This is a genomic window from Curtobacterium sp. MCPF17_011 (assembly GCF_003234145.1).
In the GTDB taxonomy this organism is placed as follows: domain Bacteria; phylum Actinomycetota; class Actinomycetes; order Actinomycetales; family Microbacteriaceae; genus Curtobacterium.
This window is the reverse complement of the sequence record NZ_QKSK01000013.1, coordinates 1-19,674: the sequence shown is the minus strand read 5'-3', so window position 1 is coordinate 19,674 and position 19,674 is coordinate 1. Positions and strand designations below refer to the sequence as shown.

The 19,674-nt window shown below is 69.8% G+C and carries 17 protein-coding genes and 1 tRNA gene; 8 read left to right on the top strand and 10 right to left on the bottom strand.

The annotated features are described in order from the left end of the window. Position 1: 1 nt before the first annotated feature. Entirely contained in the window at positions 2-370 is a 369-nt protein-coding gene (locus DEJ25_RS14300; RefSeq protein ID WP_111045114.1) for a DoxX family protein, read from the top strand. 685 nt (positions 371-1,055) lie between these two features. On the opposite strand, the gene DEJ25_RS14295 is transcribed toward DEJ25_RS14300, so the two are convergent. The 3 genes from DEJ25_RS14295 to DEJ25_RS14285 form a co-directional block, all read right to left on the bottom strand. Next, entirely contained in the window at positions 1,056-1,634 is a 579-nt protein-coding gene (locus DEJ25_RS14295) for a TetR/AcrR family transcriptional regulator (RefSeq protein WP_110905092.1), read from the bottom strand. A gap of 56 nt (positions 1,635-1,690) precedes the next feature. Beyond that, complete coding sequence (locus DEJ25_RS14290) at positions 1,691-2,518, bottom strand: SDR family NAD(P)-dependent oxidoreductase (RefSeq protein ID WP_258366514.1); 828 nt, start codon at positions 2,516-2,518, stop codon at positions 1,691-1,693. A gap of 533 nt (positions 2,519-3,051) precedes the next feature. Further along, positions 3,052-3,126: transfer RNA gene (locus tag DEJ25_RS14285), tRNA-Arg, on the bottom strand. Positions 3,127-3,264: 138 nt separating this feature from the next. Between DEJ25_RS14285 and DEJ25_RS14280 the strand changes: the two genes are divergently transcribed. Further along, a complete protein-coding gene (locus DEJ25_RS14280) occupies positions 3,265-4,989 on the top strand; it encodes an HAD family acid phosphatase (protein ID WP_111045112.1) in 1,725 nt (574 codons plus the stop codon). Between the two features lie 97 nt (positions 4,990-5,086). Here the strand turns inward: DEJ25_RS14280 and DEJ25_RS14275 are convergent, their stop codons facing one another. The 4 genes from DEJ25_RS14275 to DEJ25_RS14260 form a co-directional block, all read right to left on the bottom strand. Continuing rightward, positions 5,087-6,202 (bottom strand): epoxide hydrolase family protein, encoded by a 1,116-nt coding sequence (locus tag DEJ25_RS14275; protein WP_111045111.1) that lies wholly within the window; start codon positions 6,200-6,202, stop codon positions 5,087-5,089. 95 nt (positions 6,203-6,297) lie between these two features. After that, positions 6,298-6,792 (bottom strand): HNH endonuclease, encoded by a 495-nt coding sequence (locus DEJ25_RS14270; RefSeq protein ID WP_110905096.1) that lies wholly within the window; start codon positions 6,790-6,792, stop codon positions 6,298-6,300. Positions 6,793-7,214: 422 nt separating this feature from the next. Beyond that, the gene (locus DEJ25_RS17170) at positions 7,215-8,267 is read right to left on the bottom strand and encodes a C40 family peptidase (RefSeq protein WP_110905097.1); all 1,053 of its coding nucleotides are present in this window, start codon (positions 8,265-8,267) and stop codon (positions 7,215-7,217) included. Positions 8,268-8,595: 328 nt separating this feature from the next. Then, positions 8,596-9,291 (bottom strand): metal-dependent transcriptional regulator, encoded by a 696-nt coding sequence (locus DEJ25_RS14260; RefSeq protein ID WP_110905098.1) that lies wholly within the window; start codon positions 9,289-9,291, stop codon positions 8,596-8,598. 203 nt (positions 9,292-9,494) lie between these two features. On the opposite strand from DEJ25_RS14260, the gene serC reads away from it, so the two are divergent. Continuing rightward, positions 9,495-10,613: a phosphoserine transaminase gene (serC, locus tag DEJ25_RS14255; protein WP_111045110.1), complete on the top strand. Its 1,119-nt coding sequence runs from the start codon at positions 9,495-9,497 to the stop codon at positions 10,611-10,613. Positions 10,614-10,703: 90 nt separating this feature from the next. On the opposite strand, the gene DEJ25_RS14250 is transcribed toward serC, so the two are convergent. Beyond that, positions 10,704-11,282 (bottom strand): DUF3027 domain-containing protein, encoded by a 579-nt coding sequence (locus DEJ25_RS14250; protein ID WP_111045109.1) that lies wholly within the window; start codon positions 11,280-11,282, stop codon positions 10,704-10,706. A 2-nt stretch (positions 11,283-11,284) separates the two neighbouring features. Next, the gene (locus DEJ25_RS14245; RefSeq protein WP_110905101.1) at positions 11,285-11,662 is read right to left on the bottom strand and encodes a cold-shock protein; all 378 of its coding nucleotides are present in this window, start codon (positions 11,660-11,662) and stop codon (positions 11,285-11,287) included. 53 nt (positions 11,663-11,715) lie between these two features. Between DEJ25_RS14245 and DEJ25_RS14240 the strand changes: the two genes are divergently transcribed. The 5 genes from DEJ25_RS14240 (at position 11,716) to DEJ25_RS14220 (ending at position 18,108) form a co-directional block, all read left to right on the top strand. Further along, positions 11,716-12,018 carry a multidrug ABC transporter ATPase gene (locus tag DEJ25_RS14240; protein WP_110905102.1) on the top strand — a complete coding sequence of 101 codons (303 nt, stop codon included), beginning with the start codon at positions 11,716-11,718 and terminating at the stop codon, positions 12,016-12,018. A 28-nt stretch (positions 12,019-12,046) separates the two neighbouring features. Next, entirely contained in the window at positions 12,047-13,822 is a 1,776-nt protein-coding gene (locus DEJ25_RS14235; protein WP_111045108.1) for a helicase-associated domain-containing protein, read from the top strand. Positions 13,823-13,880: 58 nt separating this feature from the next. Then, positions 13,881-15,578 carry a DNA repair helicase XPB gene (locus tag DEJ25_RS14230; protein WP_110905104.1) on the top strand — a complete coding sequence of 566 codons (1,698 nt, stop codon included), beginning with the start codon at positions 13,881-13,883 and terminating at the stop codon, positions 15,576-15,578. 65 nt (positions 15,579-15,643) lie between these two features. Beyond that, complete coding sequence (locus DEJ25_RS14225; protein WP_110905105.1) at positions 15,644-16,339, top strand: response regulator transcription factor; 696 nt, start codon at positions 15,644-15,646, stop codon at positions 16,337-16,339. A gap of 77 nt (positions 16,340-16,416) precedes the next feature. Continuing rightward, positions 16,417-18,108 (top strand): cell wall metabolism sensor histidine kinase WalK, encoded by a 1,692-nt coding sequence (locus DEJ25_RS14220; RefSeq protein WP_258366513.1) that lies wholly within the window; start codon positions 16,417-16,419, stop codon positions 18,106-18,108. Positions 18,109-18,360: 252 nt separating this feature from the next. Here the strand turns inward: DEJ25_RS14220 and DEJ25_RS14215 are convergent, their stop codons facing one another. After that, the gene (locus tag DEJ25_RS14215) at positions 18,361-19,107 is read right to left on the bottom strand and encodes an endonuclease domain-containing protein (protein WP_111045106.1); all 747 of its coding nucleotides are present in this window, start codon (positions 19,105-19,107) and stop codon (positions 18,361-18,363) included. Positions 19,108-19,674 lie beyond the last annotated feature (567 nt).

Below are 19,674 nucleotides of genomic sequence, written 5' to 3'. Positions count from 1 at the left end.
CATGGCCATCACTTTTTGGATCGTTGCCGGTCTCGCCGCAGTCGCCTTCTTCGGCGCAGGCCTGATGAAACTGATCCGCCCGGTACCGGCCCTCAAGGAAGCCGGCATGGGCTGGATCGAGGACTACTCCAACACCACCGTCAAGCTCATCGCCCTCGCAGAAGTCGTCGGAGCAATCGGCCTCGTCCTCCCCATCGCGACCCGGATCGCCCCTGCCCTCAGCCCCGTCGCCGGCGTCGCCCTGACCGTGATCATGGCCGGAGCGATCGCCGTTCACGTCCGCCGCAAGGAATCTCCCATTGCGGCAATCGTCCTGACCGCGCTGCCCCTCGCCGCCGCGATCCTCGGCTTCATTCTCGTGTTCTCCTGAGCCTGCAGCCGGTGTGAAAGTGGCTGTCGCAGACAGACAGCACTGCCGCGTCGGCGCAGCTCCACGATCTGGAGATCGTACGCATGTAGCCATGTACGGCCGCCCGTCAGCCGGTCGTCCACCGATACACGGCGGCGGCGACAACCACGACAACTTGCCCGCATCCTGCTTGACCTGGGGATTCCCGCATGACTGTCCCGCCAAAAGGCCCGGTGAATCTGGGGGGCGCTGAACGCAACACCGTCCACGTACCCGAGCAAGGGTGCGGCACTTTCCGTCGGGCGACGCCAGCGCGGGGTCCAGATCGTTGCACGCGTCCCGCTCGAACACGTCCCTGCCGAACGCCGTCTCCACCCCGACAACAAGCAAGCGCGCACGGCACGCTGCTCCTGACTCGCCGGGAGACGTTCGCTGACTGAGGCAGCACCGAGGAACGCCGCTCCGGCGACAAGTTGTGCGCGAAGGAGACAAGTTGTTCGCGCGGCGACACTCCGCTGTCGACGGACTCACTACTCGTCGCCAACTCCGCTCACGAGTCTCGGCGACGGCCCACGTGTCCCTGGATCTGACCGAACATCTTGTCGCCGTTTCACGGCGCTACGGCGGTCTCGATAGCCGATCGATGGGGAGGGACGGCAGCGTTCGCGCTGCCCGGGCGGAGTATCCCCGGGCGACGAGTAGCTGGTCAGCGGGGCGGTGCGGGCAGTACCGTCTCGACGAGATCCGCGACCAAGTTCTCAGCGAGCGGGCGACGCGTGACGAGGCACCACAGGACCATCGCGAGGAATACCTGCGTCACCGTGTCGACCTTGAGGTCGGAAGGAAGCGCGCCAGCCTCGATGGCCTGTTGCAGCCGTTCCGCAAGTCGCGTGCGGGCGACGGTCGTGATCCGGTCGTCGTAGTTCGCGGAGAGGTCAGCATCTTCTGCGACGGCTGCGACGATGGCTTGGAGTACCGCGGCCGCGTCGGGGTCGTCGTGCACACCGCCGACGGCCAGCATCCAGTCCGTGACGTCGGCACGGACGTCGTCGGTGACGGCGATGGGACCGACCGGGAGGATGCCACCTGCGGTGACCATCTCCGAAACCAGCGCCGCTTTCGTTGGCCACCATCGGTACAGGGTCTGCTTGCCGACACCAGCTACCGCGGCGATCCGCTCGAAGGACAGCGTGTCCCATCCACGGCTGGCCAGCTCGGACCGTGTCGCATCGAGGATCGCAAGGCGCGTCTCTTCATTGCGAAGTCGTCCTGTGCTCTTGGCCATACAGCCATCCTCGTGGTATTTCGACACTGACCGATGCGGCCAGCCGTAGCGTGGCGCTACTGAACCGAAACGCCGCCGTCGCTGGAGAGCACGGCGCCGTTGATGTTCACGCCGTCATCGCTGAGCAGGAACGTGATCGACGCAGCAAGTTCGGCGGGAGCGGCGACGCTGGGCAGCAGTGCGAAGAACGGTGCCAACCGCGCCTGGCCCGTCTCCGAGAGCTTCGAGGACGAGCCGATGTTCGTCGCGACCGCACCCGGGGCAACCGCGTTGACGCGCAGACCACGCTGCGCGTACATGAACGCCGAGGACCGGGTCAGGCCGAGGACGGCGTGCTTGGACGCGGTGTACGCCGCACCGGACGCGCTGCCGAGGAGAGCCGCTCCGCTGACGACGTTGACGACGGAACCGTGACCGGCTTCGAGCATGACCGGCAGCACGGCACGGGTGAGCTTGAAGGTGCCGTTCACGTTCACGCCCATCACGCGCTCCCACACGGCGTCGCTGGTCTCATCGAGCGGGGAGAAGTCGTCGGCGATGCCGGCGACGTTGGCGAGAGCGTCGATCCGCCCACCGGCGGCTGTGACAACCGCGTCCACGTCAGCCTGCGAGGTGATGTCGCCACCCACCGGCGCGATGTCGGCCTCTGGGAGTTCCTCGAGCAGGCCGGAGAGACGGTCAACAGTGATGTCGACCGCCACGACCCGGCCGCCTTCTCGTGCGACGCGCGACGCGGTGGCGCGTCCGATTCCGGATGCGGCTCCGGTGACGATGACGGTCTGACCGGAGAAGCGACCCGGGGTGATCTGCTCATCCCAGGTCGAAGCCTGCGTGGACTGCGGAACCACGTTCGTGTGGGTGTCGGGGGCGGTGGAATCGGACATGGGGTCTCCTGTCGACGGTGACGAGGGCGAGCTAGGTGACGGACGCCTGGCTTGTCGAGACAAGACGTCTCGACATCGAGAAATCGTACGCCCATCGCAGTGAAGGCGCGTCATGCGGACGCCTTGCGGGAGCGGACCGACCCTCGCGTCGCGTCGTGGACCGGACGTCCTACCCCCAAACCGTTCGGCGACAAGTAGAACGCGGAGGAGACAGGTTGCGTGCGCGGCGACAAGAGGGGCTGCCCTGCTGGCATCGACGAACGCGAGGACATCCCGTGGAACGCCACCACGATGGTGTTCATCCGCAAGAGCTCGTCATAGCGCAGCGCCGGTCAGTCTCAGCGGGGCACCCGCTCGTGCCTCGACGAGCCGACGTCGGACGCTTCTTGAACGAGCAAGAGGCGACGGTCCGTGCAGATCCCAGCGATCGCGCCCCTGCAAGTTCCGGGTGCAAGCGGCTCTCGATCCACTGACACGATGCGTGGATCACTGGCAACAAGCCTTGCGGCTCGACAGAACCGGGCGGACCACCGTGGTGCCCCTGGAGGGACTCGAACCCCCAACCCTTTCCTTAGGACGGAACTGCTCTTCCATTGAGCTACAGAGGCCGGCAACACCACTCTAGCGGGAGCCGCAGAACGCTCATCCGTGGTGCCGTCTGCAACAGACCCTGGACGCACGACAAGCTCCCAGCTAGCGTCAGCCGTGGCCCCCGGTCGGGGGCAGTCCCGGACCGAAGGACCAGCATGACCCTCCCCTCCACCGCGCGCCGTTCCGCCGCGGTCGCCGCCGTCACCGCGGCTGCACTCGCCTGCGCACTGCTCAGCGGCACGGCGGCGAACGCCACCACGACCGCCCCGACGACGACCAGCACGACGACGACCGGCACGTCGAGCACGGCGGCCAGCAGCAGCGCCACCAGCCGCGCCGACCGTCACCTCACCCCTCGGACCCACTTCACGATGGCGCCGGACGGCTCCTCCGGGAAGACCGAGGGCGGCGAGGGCATCCCGAACATCGACTCCGTCAAGAAGACGATCGCGACGTACTACGGCGACCCGGGCACCGGCATCGCCGACAAGGTCGACAGCCCGTACATCCGCGAGATGCGCTCGATCATCGAGAAGCAGACCCGGAGCCTGCAGCGCACCTACGACAAGGCGGTCCGGCACGGCGAGAAGCCGGCGATCGTCTTCGACGCCGACGACACCACGCTCGAGACCTACGACATGGAGGTCGCGGACATGCACTTCGTCTTCGACCCGTCCGAGCAGGACGTCTGGGTCCAGGGGCAGCGCTTCCCCGCGACGCCGTCGATGGTGGGCTTCGTGGCCGCCGCACAGAAGGTCGGCTTCACCGTCTTCGGACTGACCGGTCGGAACGACGACCAGAAGGCCGCGACGCTCGCCAACCTGGCGAAGGTCGGGTACTCGGGCTTCACCGACGACCGGTTCTTCACGAAGTGGACCGGCAAGGGTGCCTCGCAGCAGCCGAGCTACGTCACCTGCGCCACGGCGAAGTGCACGACGGTCGAGTACAAGGCCCTCACCCGCAAGCACATCGAGCAGGACCTCGGTTACGACATCACCCTCAACGTCGGCGACCAGTGGTCCGACCTGCAGGGTGGCTTCGCCGACGAGACCCTGAAGCTGCCGAATCCGACGTACTACCTCCCCTCGGCGGACCTCCCCGGCGTCCGTGAGCCGAAGCTCGCCCCCCAGACGCGCTTCCGCATGGCGGCCGACGGTTCGTCCGGCCTGACGCAGGGCGGCGAGGGCATCCCGAACATCGACTCGGTCAAGGCGACCATCGCCACGTACTACGGCGACCCCGGGACCGGCGTCGCGGACAAGACCGACAGCCCGTACATCCGCGAGATGCGGGCGCTCGTCGCTCGGCAGGTCCCCGTCATCGCGGCACAGTGCGCCGCCGCCGACCGACGGCACCGCAACCCCGCGATCGTGCTCGACGCCGACGACACCACCCTGTGGACGTACGACATGGAGGTCGCGGACATGCACTTCGTCTTCGACCCGACCGAACAGGACGTCTGGGTGCAGGACGAGCGTTTCCCGGCCACGCCGTCGATGACGAACCTGGTGTCCGTCGCCGAGCACTCCGGTTGCACCGTCATCGGCCTCACCGGCCGCAACGAGGCGCAGCAGGCCGCCACGATCGACAACCTGCACCGGGTCGGCTTCCCGCAGTTCGCGGCCGAGCAGGACGGCAACCGCACCTACTACACGAAGTGGACCGGCACCGGGACGTCCCAGCAGCCGTCGTACGTGCAGTGCGCGACCGCCAAGTGCACGACCATCGAGTACAAGTCGCAGACCCGCGCACACATCGAGTCGCGGAGCGGTGGCGGCTACGACGTCGTCGCGAACGTCGGTGACCAGTACAGCGACCTCATCGGCGGCTCCGCCGACCGGTCCGTGAAGCTGCCGAACCCGACGTACTACCTGCCCTGACCGGCACCGTCACCCTTGACGGACGGGAGGCCCGTGGCGACTCCGCCACGGGCCTCCCGTCCGTCTCGGCCTGCGTCGTGCGCCGTGACGCTGTCGGTCAGGCCGGGGCGGGCCCCCGGAAGGACTCGAGGAACCGGAGCAACTCCGACACGAACAGACCCGGCTGCTCGACCGGGGCGAAGTGCCCACCGCGTGGCGCTTCCGAGTACCAGACGAGGTTCGTCGTTCGCTCCAGCCACTCTCGCGGTGGTCGCACCAGGTCGACCGGGAACAGTGTGAAGCCCGACGGCACCTCCACCCGCCGGGCCTGCTCGCTCGGCGGCACCGCGGCGTTCGCGTGGTACATCCGCACCGACGAGCCGATGGTGCCGGTGACCCAGTACTCGGTGAGGAGCCCGAGCACGTCGTCCCGGGAGTACACCGACCACAGGTCGCCGTCGCAGTCGCTCCACGAGCGCAGCTTCTCGACGATCCAGGCGGCGAGTCCGGCCGGTGAGTCGGTCAGACCCACAGCGACGGTCTGCGGCTTCGTCCGGTGCATCGCCCCGTAGGCGCCCTCGGCGTCCCGCCACTCCCCGGCAGTGGTCAGGAACGTCCGCTCGGCGGCCGAGAGCTCCGCCGGGTCGCCCTCGAACACCGGCATGCCGGCGTCGACCCGGTGCACCGCGATGACACGGTCAGCGTGGTCGATCGCGAGCCACCGAGCGACACCGCTGCCGATGTCACCGCCGGCGACGGCGAACCGGTCGTACCCGAGCTGCGTCATGAGCTCGGCCCACAGCCCGGCGACGTCCCGCGAGCTCAGGGGCTGCGGGGGCATCGCCGAGAACCCGTACCCGGGCATGTCCGGCACGACGACGTGGAGCCCCGCGTCGACCAGGGACGGCAGCACGCGCCGGTACCGCCACCCGGAGTCCGGCCAGCCGTGTGCCAGCAGGATCGGCAGGGCGTCGTCGCGGTCCGCACGCTGGTGCAGCAGGTGCACGTCGATGCCGCCGACCGTCGCCCGCCGGCTCGGCAGCGCGTCGATCACCGCACGGTGCGCGGCGAAGTCGAAGTCCTCGGCCCACGAGGTGACGAGGACCCGCAGTTCGTCGACGTCGACGCCGAGGGACCAGCCGGCGCCGACGGGCGCGTCCGGCCACCGGGTCGCCCGGAGGCGGGCTCGGAGGTCGTCGATGGTGGCGTCGTCGAACCGCGCGCTCTCGCTCATGCCGGCACGCTACCGCCGACGGCTGACGCGTCGGACGGGAGGCCCGTGGTGCGGTGACCACGGGCCTCCCGTCCGACGGTCGGCGACGCCGCTGCCTACGCGGCCACCAGGTACTCGTCCCAGTCCGGCTGCGGACGCTCGATGCCGCGCACCACCCACGCCGACCCGTGCGGCGCCTTCGGCGGGAAGCGCAGCGTCCACCCCATCTCCCGCGGGGTGCGGTCCCCCTTGACGTTGTTGCACGCCAGGCAGCAGGCGACCAGGTTCTCCCACGAGTCCCGGCCACCGCGAGACTTGGGCTGCACGTGGTCGATCGTGGTGGCGTTCCGGCCGCAGTAGGCGCACCGGTTGGCGTCGCGACGGAGGACCCCGCGTCGGGACACCGGGATGAGCCGGGACTGCGGGATCCGCACGTACCGGGTGAGGATGATCACGGACGGACGGTCGAAGCTGACGGCTGAGCCCGTGACGGGGTGCAGGGTGTCGGCGGCCACGACGGAGGCCTTCTGGTTCATGACGAGGACCAGGGCTCGACGGAACGAGATCACCGCGAGGGGCTCGTAACCGGCGTTGAGGACGAGAGTGCGCATGGGTTCCCTTCCGACGTGCCTGGACGGCTTCCAGGCGGTACGGGTACCGGGTCATTCGGCGTCGAACAGGTCATCACGGCCACCGACTCCCGTGGCTGGGCGTCGGCCGGACCGCTCCGCCCGGAGGCGGTGAGGTCCGCAAACACGAAGAGCACCACCCGTCAGGGCAGTGCTCTGGTCAGTCGCGCGCGTGCCGAGGCATGCAGGCTGTGGTCGTCCGTATGTCGACATGCGCGCGCCGACCCATGGTGCGGGTCGTGCGTGACGTCGACATGTGGTCTCCCGTTCGGGTCGAGTCGAACCGATGGGTGCAGGCTAACCCAGAAACCGGCCCCGCACGAGAGGTGCGGGGCCGGTTCTGATGGTGTTCACACGGTCGACGTCCGAGCGTCAGGCCGGGGCACCGGAGCGGTGTCGGATCGTCAGATGCCGAAGCGGACGATGTGGTAGTCGCTCGTCCAGATCGGGCGGATCGACACGGCTCCCCCGGGCTTGGGGGCGTCCATGATCATGCCGTTGCCCATGTAGAAACCGTCGTGCGCTTCGTTGTTGAAGATGACGACGTCGCCGGGCTGCGCTTCGGACTCGGGGATCGTCGTGCCGGCCTGGTCCTGCAGCGGGACCGAGTGCGCCAGGTTGATGCCGTACTGGGCGTACACGTACATGACGTACCCGGAGCAGTCGAAGCCGGCCGGGGTGGCACCGCCGAAGACGTAGGGCGTACCGATGTACTGCTTCGCCGTGGCGACGACCGCCGGCAGCGAGAACGGGGTACCGGCGGCGACCGGCGTGGCAGCCGTCGCCGCAGCCGAGGTCGCCGTGGGGGCGGCGTTCGCGGTGCCGGTCTTCGCGGTGGCGAGGTAGTCCTCCGCCGTCTTGCCGTCGTAGGCGTACTGGGCGGCGGCCGCGGCGCGGGCGGCCTCGACCTCCTTGGCGTGCTCGGCGGTCTTCTCGGCGGTGAGCGTCGCGGTCGAGGTGGCACCGAAACCGTCACGCGAGGTGTCGGCCGCGCCGGCGGCTGCCGACACGTCGAACTCCTGCGACTGGGCGGCGACGAGCGACTGCCGGGCGGTCTCGGCAGTCGTGCTCGGCTGTGTGCTCGCGAACGCGGCGGGGACGGCCATGGTGCCGAACATCCCGGCGGCGACGGCCAGGACCACGGGGGCCATGAACCGGCGCTTGCGCGAGGCGGCGGTCGGCTTCGGAGTCGTCGTCGTGGCGGTGCGGGCGACGCCGAGGGCGCTGCCGGCACGGACGGGGGTGACGTGCGTGCGGGTGGCCGGGGTACGGCTGGCCCCCGTGCGGGTGGCCTGCGTGCGGGCCGGGGTGGACGCCGTGCGTGCGAGGGGGCGGCGGGTCGCGCGCTCCGCTGCTTCGCGTGCTGCCCTGCGGGTCAGGGGAGCCGCGGTGGCGTCACCGGTGTTCGTCGGGTTCGCGGTCGTCGAGTCGTCCGCGGCGGTTCCGGTGTGGGTCAAGGGGGAGTCTCCGGCGCCTCGTCATCACCCGCCAGGCGTGAGCCCGGCGTGCGCAACCCCATCCGTTCGTCATCGTTTCCGACTCAGGCAGGAGACGGGTTTCGAGACGTCCTGCCACGGGCCCCCGCGATCGCTGCTCCCGGGGACTCGTCGAGTGTACGGGTGCGTCGTCACCATGTCGAGATGAAACCGTGATCCGGTAACGATCCGGTGAAGAACCCCTGATCAGAGCCGAACAGCCTGCCCTGCCGTGTTCGCCGGCGAGCCTGTGGGTCCGCAAAGGGTATTGTACCCCCGGCGCGTACCCCTTATGGTTCGCCCTGGTCGATCAGTCGACGCTGATGTAGACGTGCTGCGCGACCTCGGTCGGCAACTCGATGCCCGAGTCCTCGCCCTCGACGCGGACCGACACGTACGCTCCGGCGCGCTGCACACTCGCCGTCCGCCCCGGCATCACGCCGGCCGACCGCAGCTGGTGCAGCAACTCCGGCTCGAACTGCACCGGCTCACCCAGGCGACGGATGACCCCGGTCGCCACGGCGTCGGTGTCGTCGGTCGCGGCGACGATGTTGCGCACGCCGTCGAGGAACCCGGCCGCCGTCGGACCGCCGATCTCGGCGAGCCCCGGGATCGGGTTGCCGTAGGGCGACTCCGTCGGGTTGCCGAGCATCTCCAGCAGGCGCACTTCCACCTGCTCGCTCATCACGTGCTCCCAACGGCAGGCCTCGTCGTGGACGAAGGCCCAGTCGAGCCCGATGACGTCGGCCAGCAGGCGCTCGGCGAGCCGGTGCTTGCGCATCACGTGGGTGGCACGGGAACGACCGGTGTCGGTGAGTTCGAGGTGCCGGTCCCCCGAGACGACGACGAGACCGTCGCGCTCCATCCGGGCGATCGTCTGCGACACCGTCGGACCGGAGTGGCCGAGGCGCTCCGAGATCCGTGCACGCAGCGGCACGATCCCCTCTTCTTCGAGGTCGAGGATGGTGCGGAGGTACATCTCCGTGGTGTCGACGAGATCGGTCACGGTCCGCCTCTCATGGTCCTGGCCCAGCCCGACCAACACTACTTGCTGGGACCGCCCGGCCGGCACCGACACCGTGCGCTGTGCGCGGACGCCGGACGCCGGACGCCAGGCGCGCCCCGACCCCGACACGCAGCCGCCACTGGCGCCGTCCCGTCCGGTCGGTCCACGCCGGGCAGCACCCCCGCCGTCGCTAGGATCGGTCCATGGCAGACATCGTCATCCCAGCCGACCTCCTCCCCACCGACGGCCGCTTCGGATGTGGTCCGTCGAAGATCCGCGGAGCACAGCTCGAGACCCTCGTCACCCGCGGCGCCACGGTCCTCGGGACCTCGCACCGCCAGAAGCCCGTCAAGGACCTGGTCGGATCCGTCCGACAGGGTCTCGCCGACCTGTTCCAGGTGCCGGACGGCTACGAGGTCGTCCTCGGCAACGGCGGTTCGACCGCGTTCTGGGACGCCGCCGCGTTCGGCCTCATCGAGCGCCGCGCCGAGAACCTGTCCTTCGGCGAGTTCGGGTCGAAGTTCGCCAAGGCCGCTGCCGCCCCCTGGCTCGAGGCCCCGCACGTCGTCGAGGCGCCGGGCGGCTCCCGCGCCGAGCTCGAGATCGTCGAGGGCGTGGACGTCTACGCCTACCCGCACAACGAGACCTCGACGGGCGTCATGGCCCCGGTCGTCCGCGCCGCCGGGGACTCGGGCGCGCTGACCGTCGTCGACGCCACGAGCGCTGCCGGCGGTGCCGCGTTCGACGTGGACCAGACCGACGTCTACTACTTCGCCCCGCAGAAGAACTTCGCCTCGGACGGCGGACTGTGGCTCGCGCTGTTCTCCCCCGCAGCGATCGAGCGCGTCGAGCGGATCGCCGCCTCGGGCCGGTACATCCCGGAGTTCCTGTCGCTCCAGAACGCCGTGGACAACAGCCGGTTGGACCAGACGCTGAACACCCCGGCGATCACCACCCTGCTGCTCCTCGACGACCAGGTGCGGTGGATGAACCAGTCCGGCGGTCTCGCGTGGGCCGACCAGCGCACGAAGACCTCGTCCGCGACGCTCTACGACTGGGCCGAGGCGTCCGAGTACGCAACGCCGTTCGTCTCCGACCCGGCGCACCGGTCGCAGGTCGTCGTGACGATCGACCTCGACGACTCGATCGACGCCAAGGCGGTGGCCGCGACGCTCCGCCAGAACGGCATCGTCGACACCGAGCCGTACCGGAAGCTCGGCCGCAACCAGCTCCGCGTCGCGACCTTCACCGCCATCGACCCCGACGACGTGCGGCAGCTGACGCGGGCGATCGACCACGTGGTGGCGGCCCTGGCGGCCTAGTCCACGCCCTCCCGCAACACGCAACGTGGGCGGCATCTCGCAGCGGTACTCCGTTGCGCGATGCCGCCCACGTTGCGTTGTGCGGAGGGGTCAGGACCGGTGGAAGCCGGGGTCGACCTCGCCGACGTCGAGCTGCTCGAGGTCCAGGTCGTCGTCGGGGTCGACCGGGCGGACGCGTCGGGTCCGACGGCGGCCACGAGCGGGCGGCGGCGGGACGTCGTCTTCGTCCTCGTCCTCGTCCTCGTCCTCGTCCTCGTCCTCGTCCTCGTCGTCATTGTCCTCGTCGTCGTCGGACTCGTCCTCGTCCGACTCGTCGTCGAAGTCGTCGTCCTCGTCCGACTCGTCCTCGTCTTCGTCCTCGTCCGACTCCTCGTCGTCCTGCGCCGCGCGGTAGTCCGCCAGCCGCTCGGACCACGGCACCCACTCCGGCGCGAGGAGCGACCCGTCGCCGGGCATCAGCTCGACCTCGAGGACGGTGGGCTCGTCACCGTCGACCTGGGCGATGCTGACGGTCCAGCGCCACCCCGGGTAGCCGGGCATGCGGTTCGCGAAGAGGACGGAGACGACGCCGTCCCCCTCGTCCACGGTGCCGACGGCGCTGCCGACGGTCGCTTCGGGGGTGATCTCGAGCAGTGCGCCGCGGGCGAGCTCGGTGAGGTCGGTGGTCATGTTCACGCGTCCAACTGGTCGGCGACGTGTCGCAGGATGGTGGCGATGCGCTCACCGTTCTTCGGGTAGCGGCCGCGCTTCAGGTCGCCGCTGATCCGGTCGAGTTCCTTCACGAGGTCCTCGACGATCACGGCCATGTCGTCCGCGGATCGCCGGGTCATCTTGGCGAGGGACTGCGGGGCTTCGAGGATCCGGACGGTCAGCGCCTGGGTCCCCTTCTTGCCCTGCACGACCCCGTACTCGAGCTTGGTGCCGGCCTTCACCGTGGTCACACCGTCGGGCAGGGAGGAGGCGTGCAGGAAGACCTGGTCGCCGTCGTCTCCGGAGATGAAGCCGAAGCCCTTCTGGTCGTCGTAGAACTTGACCTTGCCGGTGGGCATGCTGGGACTCCTCGTTACATGGACGGCCGCGGTGCGTCGGATATCCTGGGCCGATGGCCAAGCCGACCCGATCCACCGGGGACCCCCGCACTGCTGCGGAACCCCCGGCGACGTTCAATCGTACCGAACGCACGCTCGCGTTCATGGTCGGTGGGATCGTCTGCCTCATCCTGGCGTGCTTCATCGTCATGATCGTCGGGTGGTTGACGATGCAGCAGATCCCCGGCGACGGCATCTGGCCGGTCGCGCTCGGGGTCGTCTACTTCGGTCCGCCGATCGCGTTCGTGCTCATGCTCACGCTCCTGGTCGTCACCTGGACGCGCAAGGCCCGGCAGCACCTCGCAGAGGCGCGCTGACGTCCGCCCCGGACGCCGGCGAAGGACGATGACGACCACGACGGACCTCGCCGCACGACTGCGCGAGCTCCCGGACGACGCGCTCGAACGACTCGTTCTGGCACGCGCCCTCCCGACCGCCGCACTCGGCGAGTCCGGTCCGCAGCACATCGCGGACTTCTTCGACCTGGCCGAAGCACTCCGGACCGACGACGCGGTGGACGCCGCGATCGAGCGGCTCCCTCGCCGGGCCCTCGTCGCCCTCCGCGACGGCGGCTCGCCGGACGACCTCGCACCGGCGGTCGCACTCGGCCTGGCCGACGGAACGGGCGCGGTCGACGATGCGGTCGCCGCACGACTCGCCGCGCGCCCGGAACTCGTCACGGACGCTCCGGGAGGCCCGACCCCCGCCCGCCCCGACACCTCGGACCGCCAGTCGGTCGCCGACGACGACCGGTCCCGCGCTGCCGGTGCCGAGCACGCCTTCGAGACCCTCACGGTGCTGGCCGAGCTCCTCCGCGCCGCCGATGCCGGGTCCGTGCGGGAACTCGCGAAGGGCGGCATCGGTGCCCCCCTCGCCCGACAGCTCGGTGAGCGGACCGGGGCGGACGCCGCGGTGGTGTCGGACCGACTCGCACTGCTCGACCGTGTCGGAGCCGCGCATCCCGAGGACGGGTCGTGGAAGGTCTCGGACGCCGGACACGCCTGGCTCCGGTCCTCGTGGCCGGACCGCTGGGCGACGGTCGTGCACGACTGGCATGCTGCGCTCGACCCCGCCGTCGCCGAGGTCCTGGACCTCGCCGACGACGACCTCGGTGACCTGGTGTCGCTCGGGCGGTGGGCCTACCCAGCCGGTTCACGCTGGCTCGACGCCGCACTGCTCGACGCGGCCGGCACGGCACGGATCCTCGGGCTCGCGGTCGACGGTCGCCTGACCTCCACCGGCCGGGTACTGCTCGGGGACGACCCGGAGGCAGCACGCACCGCCGCCGCGGCCGACCTGCCCGGCACCGTCGACGGGGTGTACCTGCAGCCGGACCTCACGGTCATCGCACCGGGGCCCCTCACACCGGCCGACGACGACGACCTCCGGGCCGTCGCCGATCTCGAGGCCCCGGGCCTGGCGGCGCGGTACCGCGTCTCCGAGGACTCGATCCGCCGGGCACTCCGCGACGGACGCACCCGCGACGACGTGGTGGCGCTGTTCACCCGCATCGGTGCGACCGAGGTCCCCCAGCCCCTCACCTACCTGATCGACCAGGTGGCGACCCGTGACGGCAGCGTCGTGGTGGACCGCGGCGAAGGCGACCTCGGGTCCGTGCTGCACGGCACACCGGAGCAGCTCGACCTCATCGGGGTCGACGCCGAGCTCCGCCAGCTGGCGTGGGAGCGGCCCGACCTGACCACCCTCGTCACGAAGTACCCGCCGCACGTCGTGGCCAGCGCGCTCGAGGACCAGCGGTACCCGGCCGTGCTCGCAGCGGGGGCGCGCCCGGAGACGCGATCCGCGCCTCCCGTCCGGCGACGCGCACCGAGCCGGTCTCCGGAGCAGGCGGCACGTGCGCTCGTGGAGCGCCTGCGACTGACGACGGAACGCGGCGACGCGGAGCCGGAGCAGGAGTGGATGGCTCGGCAGATCGACATGGCGGTGCGTGGTCGGACGCCGATCCGCATCACCGTGCGGATGCCGGACGGATCGGAGCGGCCGTTCTCGATCGTGCCGACCTCGGTCGCGGCCGGTCGGGTCCGCGGGAAGGACACCGCGGTCGATGTCGAACGGACCCTGCCGCTGTCGCTCGTCGTCAGCATCGAGAGCGACGCCTGACGGTCGTGCTGTGGACAACCGGGTCACGCACCAGCTGCGCCGCCTAGGCTGATCCGTCATGAACGGACCGCTGATCGTGCAGAGTGACCGCACCGTGCTGCTCGAGGTCGCGCACCCTCAGGCAGAGGACGCCCGACACGCGCTGGCGGTGTTCGCCGAGCTCGAACGGGCGCCGGAACACGTGCACACCTACCGCATCACGCGGCTCGGGTTGTGGAACGCGCGCGCTGCCGGTCACGACGCAGCGTCGATGATCGACACGCTCGAACGGTTCGCGAAGTTCCCGGTGCCGCAGAGCGTGACGGTCGACATCGAGGACACCGTCTCGCGCTACGGGCGGCTCGTCATCCGGCGGGAAGAGCGCGAAGACGCTCCCGTGATCGCGAACTCCCCGACCGAGGAACTCGAGCAGCAGCCTGCGCTCGTGCTCACCGCATCCGACCCGGCGGTCCTCGCCGAGGTCGTGCGGTCCAAGCGGATCCAGCCCCTCCTCGGCGAACGACGCTCCGAGAACGCCGTCGAGTTGCAGGCGTGGGCCCGCGGCCAGGTGAAGCAGGAGCTCGTGAAGATCGGGTGGCCGGCCGAGGACCTCGCCGGGTACACGCCCGGGCAGCCGCACCAGATCGACCTCGACACCACCGAGTGGGACCTCCGGCCGTACCAGCACGAAGCGGTGGACAGCTTCTTCCAGCAGGGCTCCGGCGTCGTCGTGCTGCCCTGTGGCGCCGGCAAGACGCTCGTCGGCGCCGGGGCGATGGCGACCGTCAAGGCGACCACGCTCATCCTCGTCACGAACACCGTGTCGGCACGGCAGTGGCGGACCGAGCTCCTCCGCCGCACGACCCTCACCGAGGACGAGATCGGCGAGTACTCCGGCAGCGTCAAGGAGATCCGGCCCGTCACGATCGCGACCTACCAGATCCTCACGGCCCGCCGGAAGGGCGTCTACACCCACCTCTCGCTCCTCGATGCGCTCGACTGGGGGCTCGTGGTCTACGACGAGGTCCACCTGCTGCCCGCGCCGGTCTTCAAGCTGACCGCGGACCTCCAGGCCCGACGTCGTCTCGGACTGACGGCGACGCTCGTACGCGAGGACGGGCGCGAAGGCGACGTGTTCTCGCTGATCGGGCCGAAGCGCTACGACGCTCCGTGGAAGGAGATCGAGGCGCAGGGCTACATCTCCCCCGCGGAGTGCTACGAGGTCCGGATCGACCTGTCGCACGAGGACCGTCTGGAGTACGCGGCATCGAGCGATGACGAGCGGTACCGGCTGGCGGCCACCTCGCCGGCGAAGACCCCCGTCGTCCGCGACCTCATCGAGAAGCACCGCGGTGAGCAGATCCTGGTGATCGGGCAGTACATCGACCAGCTCGATGAGCTCGCGGCGTCGCTCGACGCTGCCGAGATCACCGGCGCGACGCCGGTCGACGAGCGTGAACGGCTCTACCAGGCGTTCCGCGAAGGCAGCATCGACGTGCTCGTCGTCTCGAAGGTCGCGAACTTCTCGGTCGACCTGCCCGACGCGACGGTGGCGATCCAGGTGTCGGGCTCGTTCGGGTCCCGCCAGGAAGAGGCCCAGCGACTCGGGCGACTGCTCCGGCCGAACAAGGACGGCGTCCCGGCGTCGTTCTACACGCTCGTCACCCGCGACACGGTGGACCAGGACTTCGCGCAGAACCGACAGCGGTTCCTCGCCGAGCAGGGGTACTCGTACACGATCCTCGACGCCGACCAGGTGGCGGCACCCGTCGCCTGACGACGCCTAGCCGACACACGAACGGCTCCCAGGAATCGGCCAGGGAACAGCCAGATGATGGTCACATGACCGACGGACCCAAGATCCTCATCGTCGACGACGAGCCGAACATCCGCGATCTCCTCACGACCTCGCTTCGCTTCGCCGGTTTCGCGGTGCGGGCGGTCGGGAACGGGGCACAGGCGATCTCCGCCGTGCTCGAAGAGGAGCCGGACCTCATCATCCTCGACGTCATGCTCCCCGACATGAACGGCTTCGGCGTGACCAAGCGCCTCCGTTCCTCGGGCTACACCTCGCCGATCCTCTTCCTCACGGCGAAGGACGACACCGAGGACAAGATCACCGGCCTCACGGTCGGCGGCGACGACTACGTGACGAAGCCGTTCTCCCTCGACGAGATCGTCGCCCGTATCAAGGCGATCCTGCGTCGCACGATGAACGACGAGGAAGACGCGATCATCCGCGCCGGCGAGCTCACGATGGACCAGGACACGCACGAGGTCACCATCGGCGAGGCGCAGATCGAACTCTCCCCCACCGAGTTCAAGCTGCTGCGCTACCTCATGCTGAACCCGAACCGCGTGCTGTCGAAGGCGCAGATCCTCGACCACGTGTGGGAGTACGACTTCAACGGCGACGCCGGCATCGTGGAGTCCTACATCTCCTACCTCCGTCGGAAGCTCGACCAGTACTCGGCCGAGCCGATCATCCAGACCAAGCGTGGCTTCGGCTACATGCTCAAGGCGTCCAAGGCCTCCTGAGTCACAGCTGACTGTCGGCGGTCGTCGGGTTCTCCCCGGCGGCCGCCGCTTAGTGTTGGGGAAGCATGCACGCGCGAATGACTCACTGGTGGGACGCGATCTCCCTCCGCACCAAGATCACCGGGATCACCGTCCTCCTGGTCGCGCTCGGCCTGCTCGTCGCCGGGCTCGGCACGATGACGGTGCTGAGCACGTACCTGATGCGGCAACTCGACACCCAGGTGACGACCACCAGCTCGCAGCTCGAAGGTCAGAACGTCAGCGACGGTGAGCAGTACTGCAAGCTGTCGATGGTCCTCGAGAAGAGCTCTTACGTCGCCGCGTACGACGGCGGCGGCGAACAGATCTGCGACACGCAGTCGCCGTCGCAGCCGGACGTCTCACACGTCCGCTTCTCGTCGGCGGCCTCCACGGCGGCCCCCTTCAGCCTCTACGACAAGCAGCACAACCACGAGTGGCGTGCCCAGGTCATCCCCGCGAACCTGCAGAACCTCTCCACCGGAGCGACCGAGACCGGCTACGTCCTCGTCGCGGTCTCCAGCGCCGGCACCGACCAGACCATCGCGCAGTTCACGGTCATCTTCCTGCTGTTCGGCATCTCGGTGATCCTGCTCGGGGCGATGCTCACACGCCTCCTCGTCACCGCCACCTTCGACCCGCTGCGCAACGTCGAGGACACCGCGGCTCGCTTCGCAGCCGGCGACTTCAACCAGCGCCTCGACGCAGACACCCCGAACACCGAGGTCGGCCGACTCAACCGGTCCCTCAACGCGATGCTCGAGCGGATCGACGACGCGTTCGAGGACCGTGAGCGCACGATCGACCAGATGCGCCGGTTCGTCGGCGACGCCTCGCACGAGCTCCGGACGCCGCTGGTGTCCCTCCGCGGGTACGCCGAGCTCTACCGCATGGGTGCGCTGCGCAAGGAAGAGGACGTCGCGCAGGCGATGGACCGCATCGAGAAAGAGGCCAAGCGCATGGGCCTCCTGGTGCAGGACCTGCTGCAGCTGGCCCGCATCGACGAGTCGAAGCCGCTCGAACTCGGACCGGTCGACCTCGTCACCATCGCCCGCGACTCCGCGCTCGACACGATGGCCTCCAACCCGGACCGCGAGATCCAGGTCCTGGTCGAGGACGCCCTGACCGGGGAGAACGTGCCGCAGGCCGTGCGGCCGATGAGTTCCTTCGGTGCCGCGGCCGACGGTTCCGGCAGCCCGGCCGCCCCCGCGTCCCCGTCGCTCAACACCACCGGGCCGATCGCGTTCTCGCGGCAGACGATCGCGCGTCTCCGCGCTCGTCGCACCCGGGCGATGAGCCTCGACACGAAGAACCCGACCGACGAGACGACGCCACTGCCGACGATCGTGCTCCCCAAGCGGCCGCCGATCGTCCTGGCGGAGGAGAACAAGGTCAGGCAGATCGTGACGAACCTGATGGGCAACGCCATGCGGTTCACCGAGCACGACGACCCGATCGAGATCGGCATCGGCGTGGACGACGAGCGCGAGATGGCGCACATCGACGTGATCGACCACGGCGAGGGCATCCCGCCGCAGCTGCGGGAGAAGATCTTCCAGCGCTTCTGGCGAGCCGACACCAGCCGCGCACGGGACACCGGCGGATCGGGCCTCGGGCTCGCGATCGTGTCGGGCATCGTGCACGCGCACCACGGGTCCGTCGAGGTGTTCGACACCCCGGGCGGCGGCGCCACCTTCCGCGTGTGGTTGCCGCTGCTGCCGCGCGAGGGCGCTCCCGCCACGCTCTCCTGACCTGAGGCGGCGCGCGGCCCGAGGTCGCACGAACTGCCGCCCGACCCCGTCCCGGGCAGCACTTCGTGCGACCCCGACGTCGGTCTGACGGCATGTCGAGCGACCTCGCGGGGAGCGCGACTGCTCCCCGGCCGGGAGGCTCTCCCTGCGCCCGCCGTCCAGGTCGCCGGAACTGCCGCCGGCGCCCGTCTCGGTCAGCACGTCGTGCGACCTCGGCGAGCCGGACCTCCCCCGCGTCGCAGGGAAGTCGACTCACTGAGCCGACGCAGAGCTGCGCGCGGGACTGCTTCGCCGGATCGCGAACGCCTGGCGGAGTCGCTCGAAGACCAGCGCCGGACGAGACGCGTCGAGGGCAGTGGCATGCACGACGAGCCATCCGTTGACGACGAAACCGTTGTCTCGCCGTTGATCGTGCTGGAACACTTCGCGGTCACGATGGTGGTCACCGTCGTACTCGAAGGCGATCCGGTACTCGGGCCAAGCCATGTCCACACGACCGAGGAACGTCCCAGAAGGGTCCTCGACGTCGATGTTGAGCACCGGCTCCGGGAATCCGGCGTCGACCAAGGCGAGCCGGAACCACGTCTCCATCGCTGACTCCGACCCGACGCGGACGAGTTCGATGGCGGCTCGGGCCACGCGGACGTGACGGTGCCCCGGACGGATCGATGCGGCGAGCCCGTCGATGGTGGTCAGAGCGCTCCTCCCGACGAGGTGGTCACCGACCGCGACCAGATCACGGAGCCCGAGCACGGAAGCGCACTCCCACCAGGCCTGTTCCGGGGTGCTGCACCGGACTCCTCGGACCGTGGTCATCGGGGCGTCCGCTCGGGCCCGGTGGCCGGTCACGCCCGGGCGGCGCATCAGCGGACCGCGGCCAGCCGTGGAGACGTGGTTCCGATCCTGTTCCCGCCCGGGCAGCGGTGCTCCCCAGAGGCACGCCGCCGTGGTGTGGCTGAAGAACTGGTCGGTTCCCAGGACGAGTGAGAGCGCCTCCACCAGCGTCCCCTCGTACCCGCGCCCGACGCGGACCCCGTGGACGGGTCGTTGCAGATCGCGGCGGCGAAGTCGTCCTGGGTCGAGGCCCGACGACAGCGCGTCGCCAACCCGGAAGGGCTGCGCGTCGAACGGGCTCGGAAGGGGTCGTGGCTGCACCATCTCGACAGTCTCGGGAACGCGGCGGCGGACCGAGCCGACGACTCCCGTTCCCTGTGGAGAACGACGTGACGCGAGCCTCCAGTGCAGGAGCCTGCAAGTCGCGCACTCGCGAGCCGCGCGATCGAGCGTTCCCGAGGTCGCGAGACGCGCCGCAGCCCGAGCGCCCAGGTCGCGATATGTGCCGCACGCCGCTCGGCCTGCCGGCAGTTCGAGCGACCTCGACGATCGGACGCCGGCCCGCCGGCCCGCCGGCGCCCCGGCCGGCGGCGCAGCCTTCAAGTCGCACAACACGCCACGGACTACTCGCCGAGGTCGCACGAAGTGCCGCCTCGGCACCCGGCGGGCGGCAGTTCGTGCGACCTCGGCCGCCGCCCACCTGCGCCGCCCGCCGCTGTCTCTTATACACAT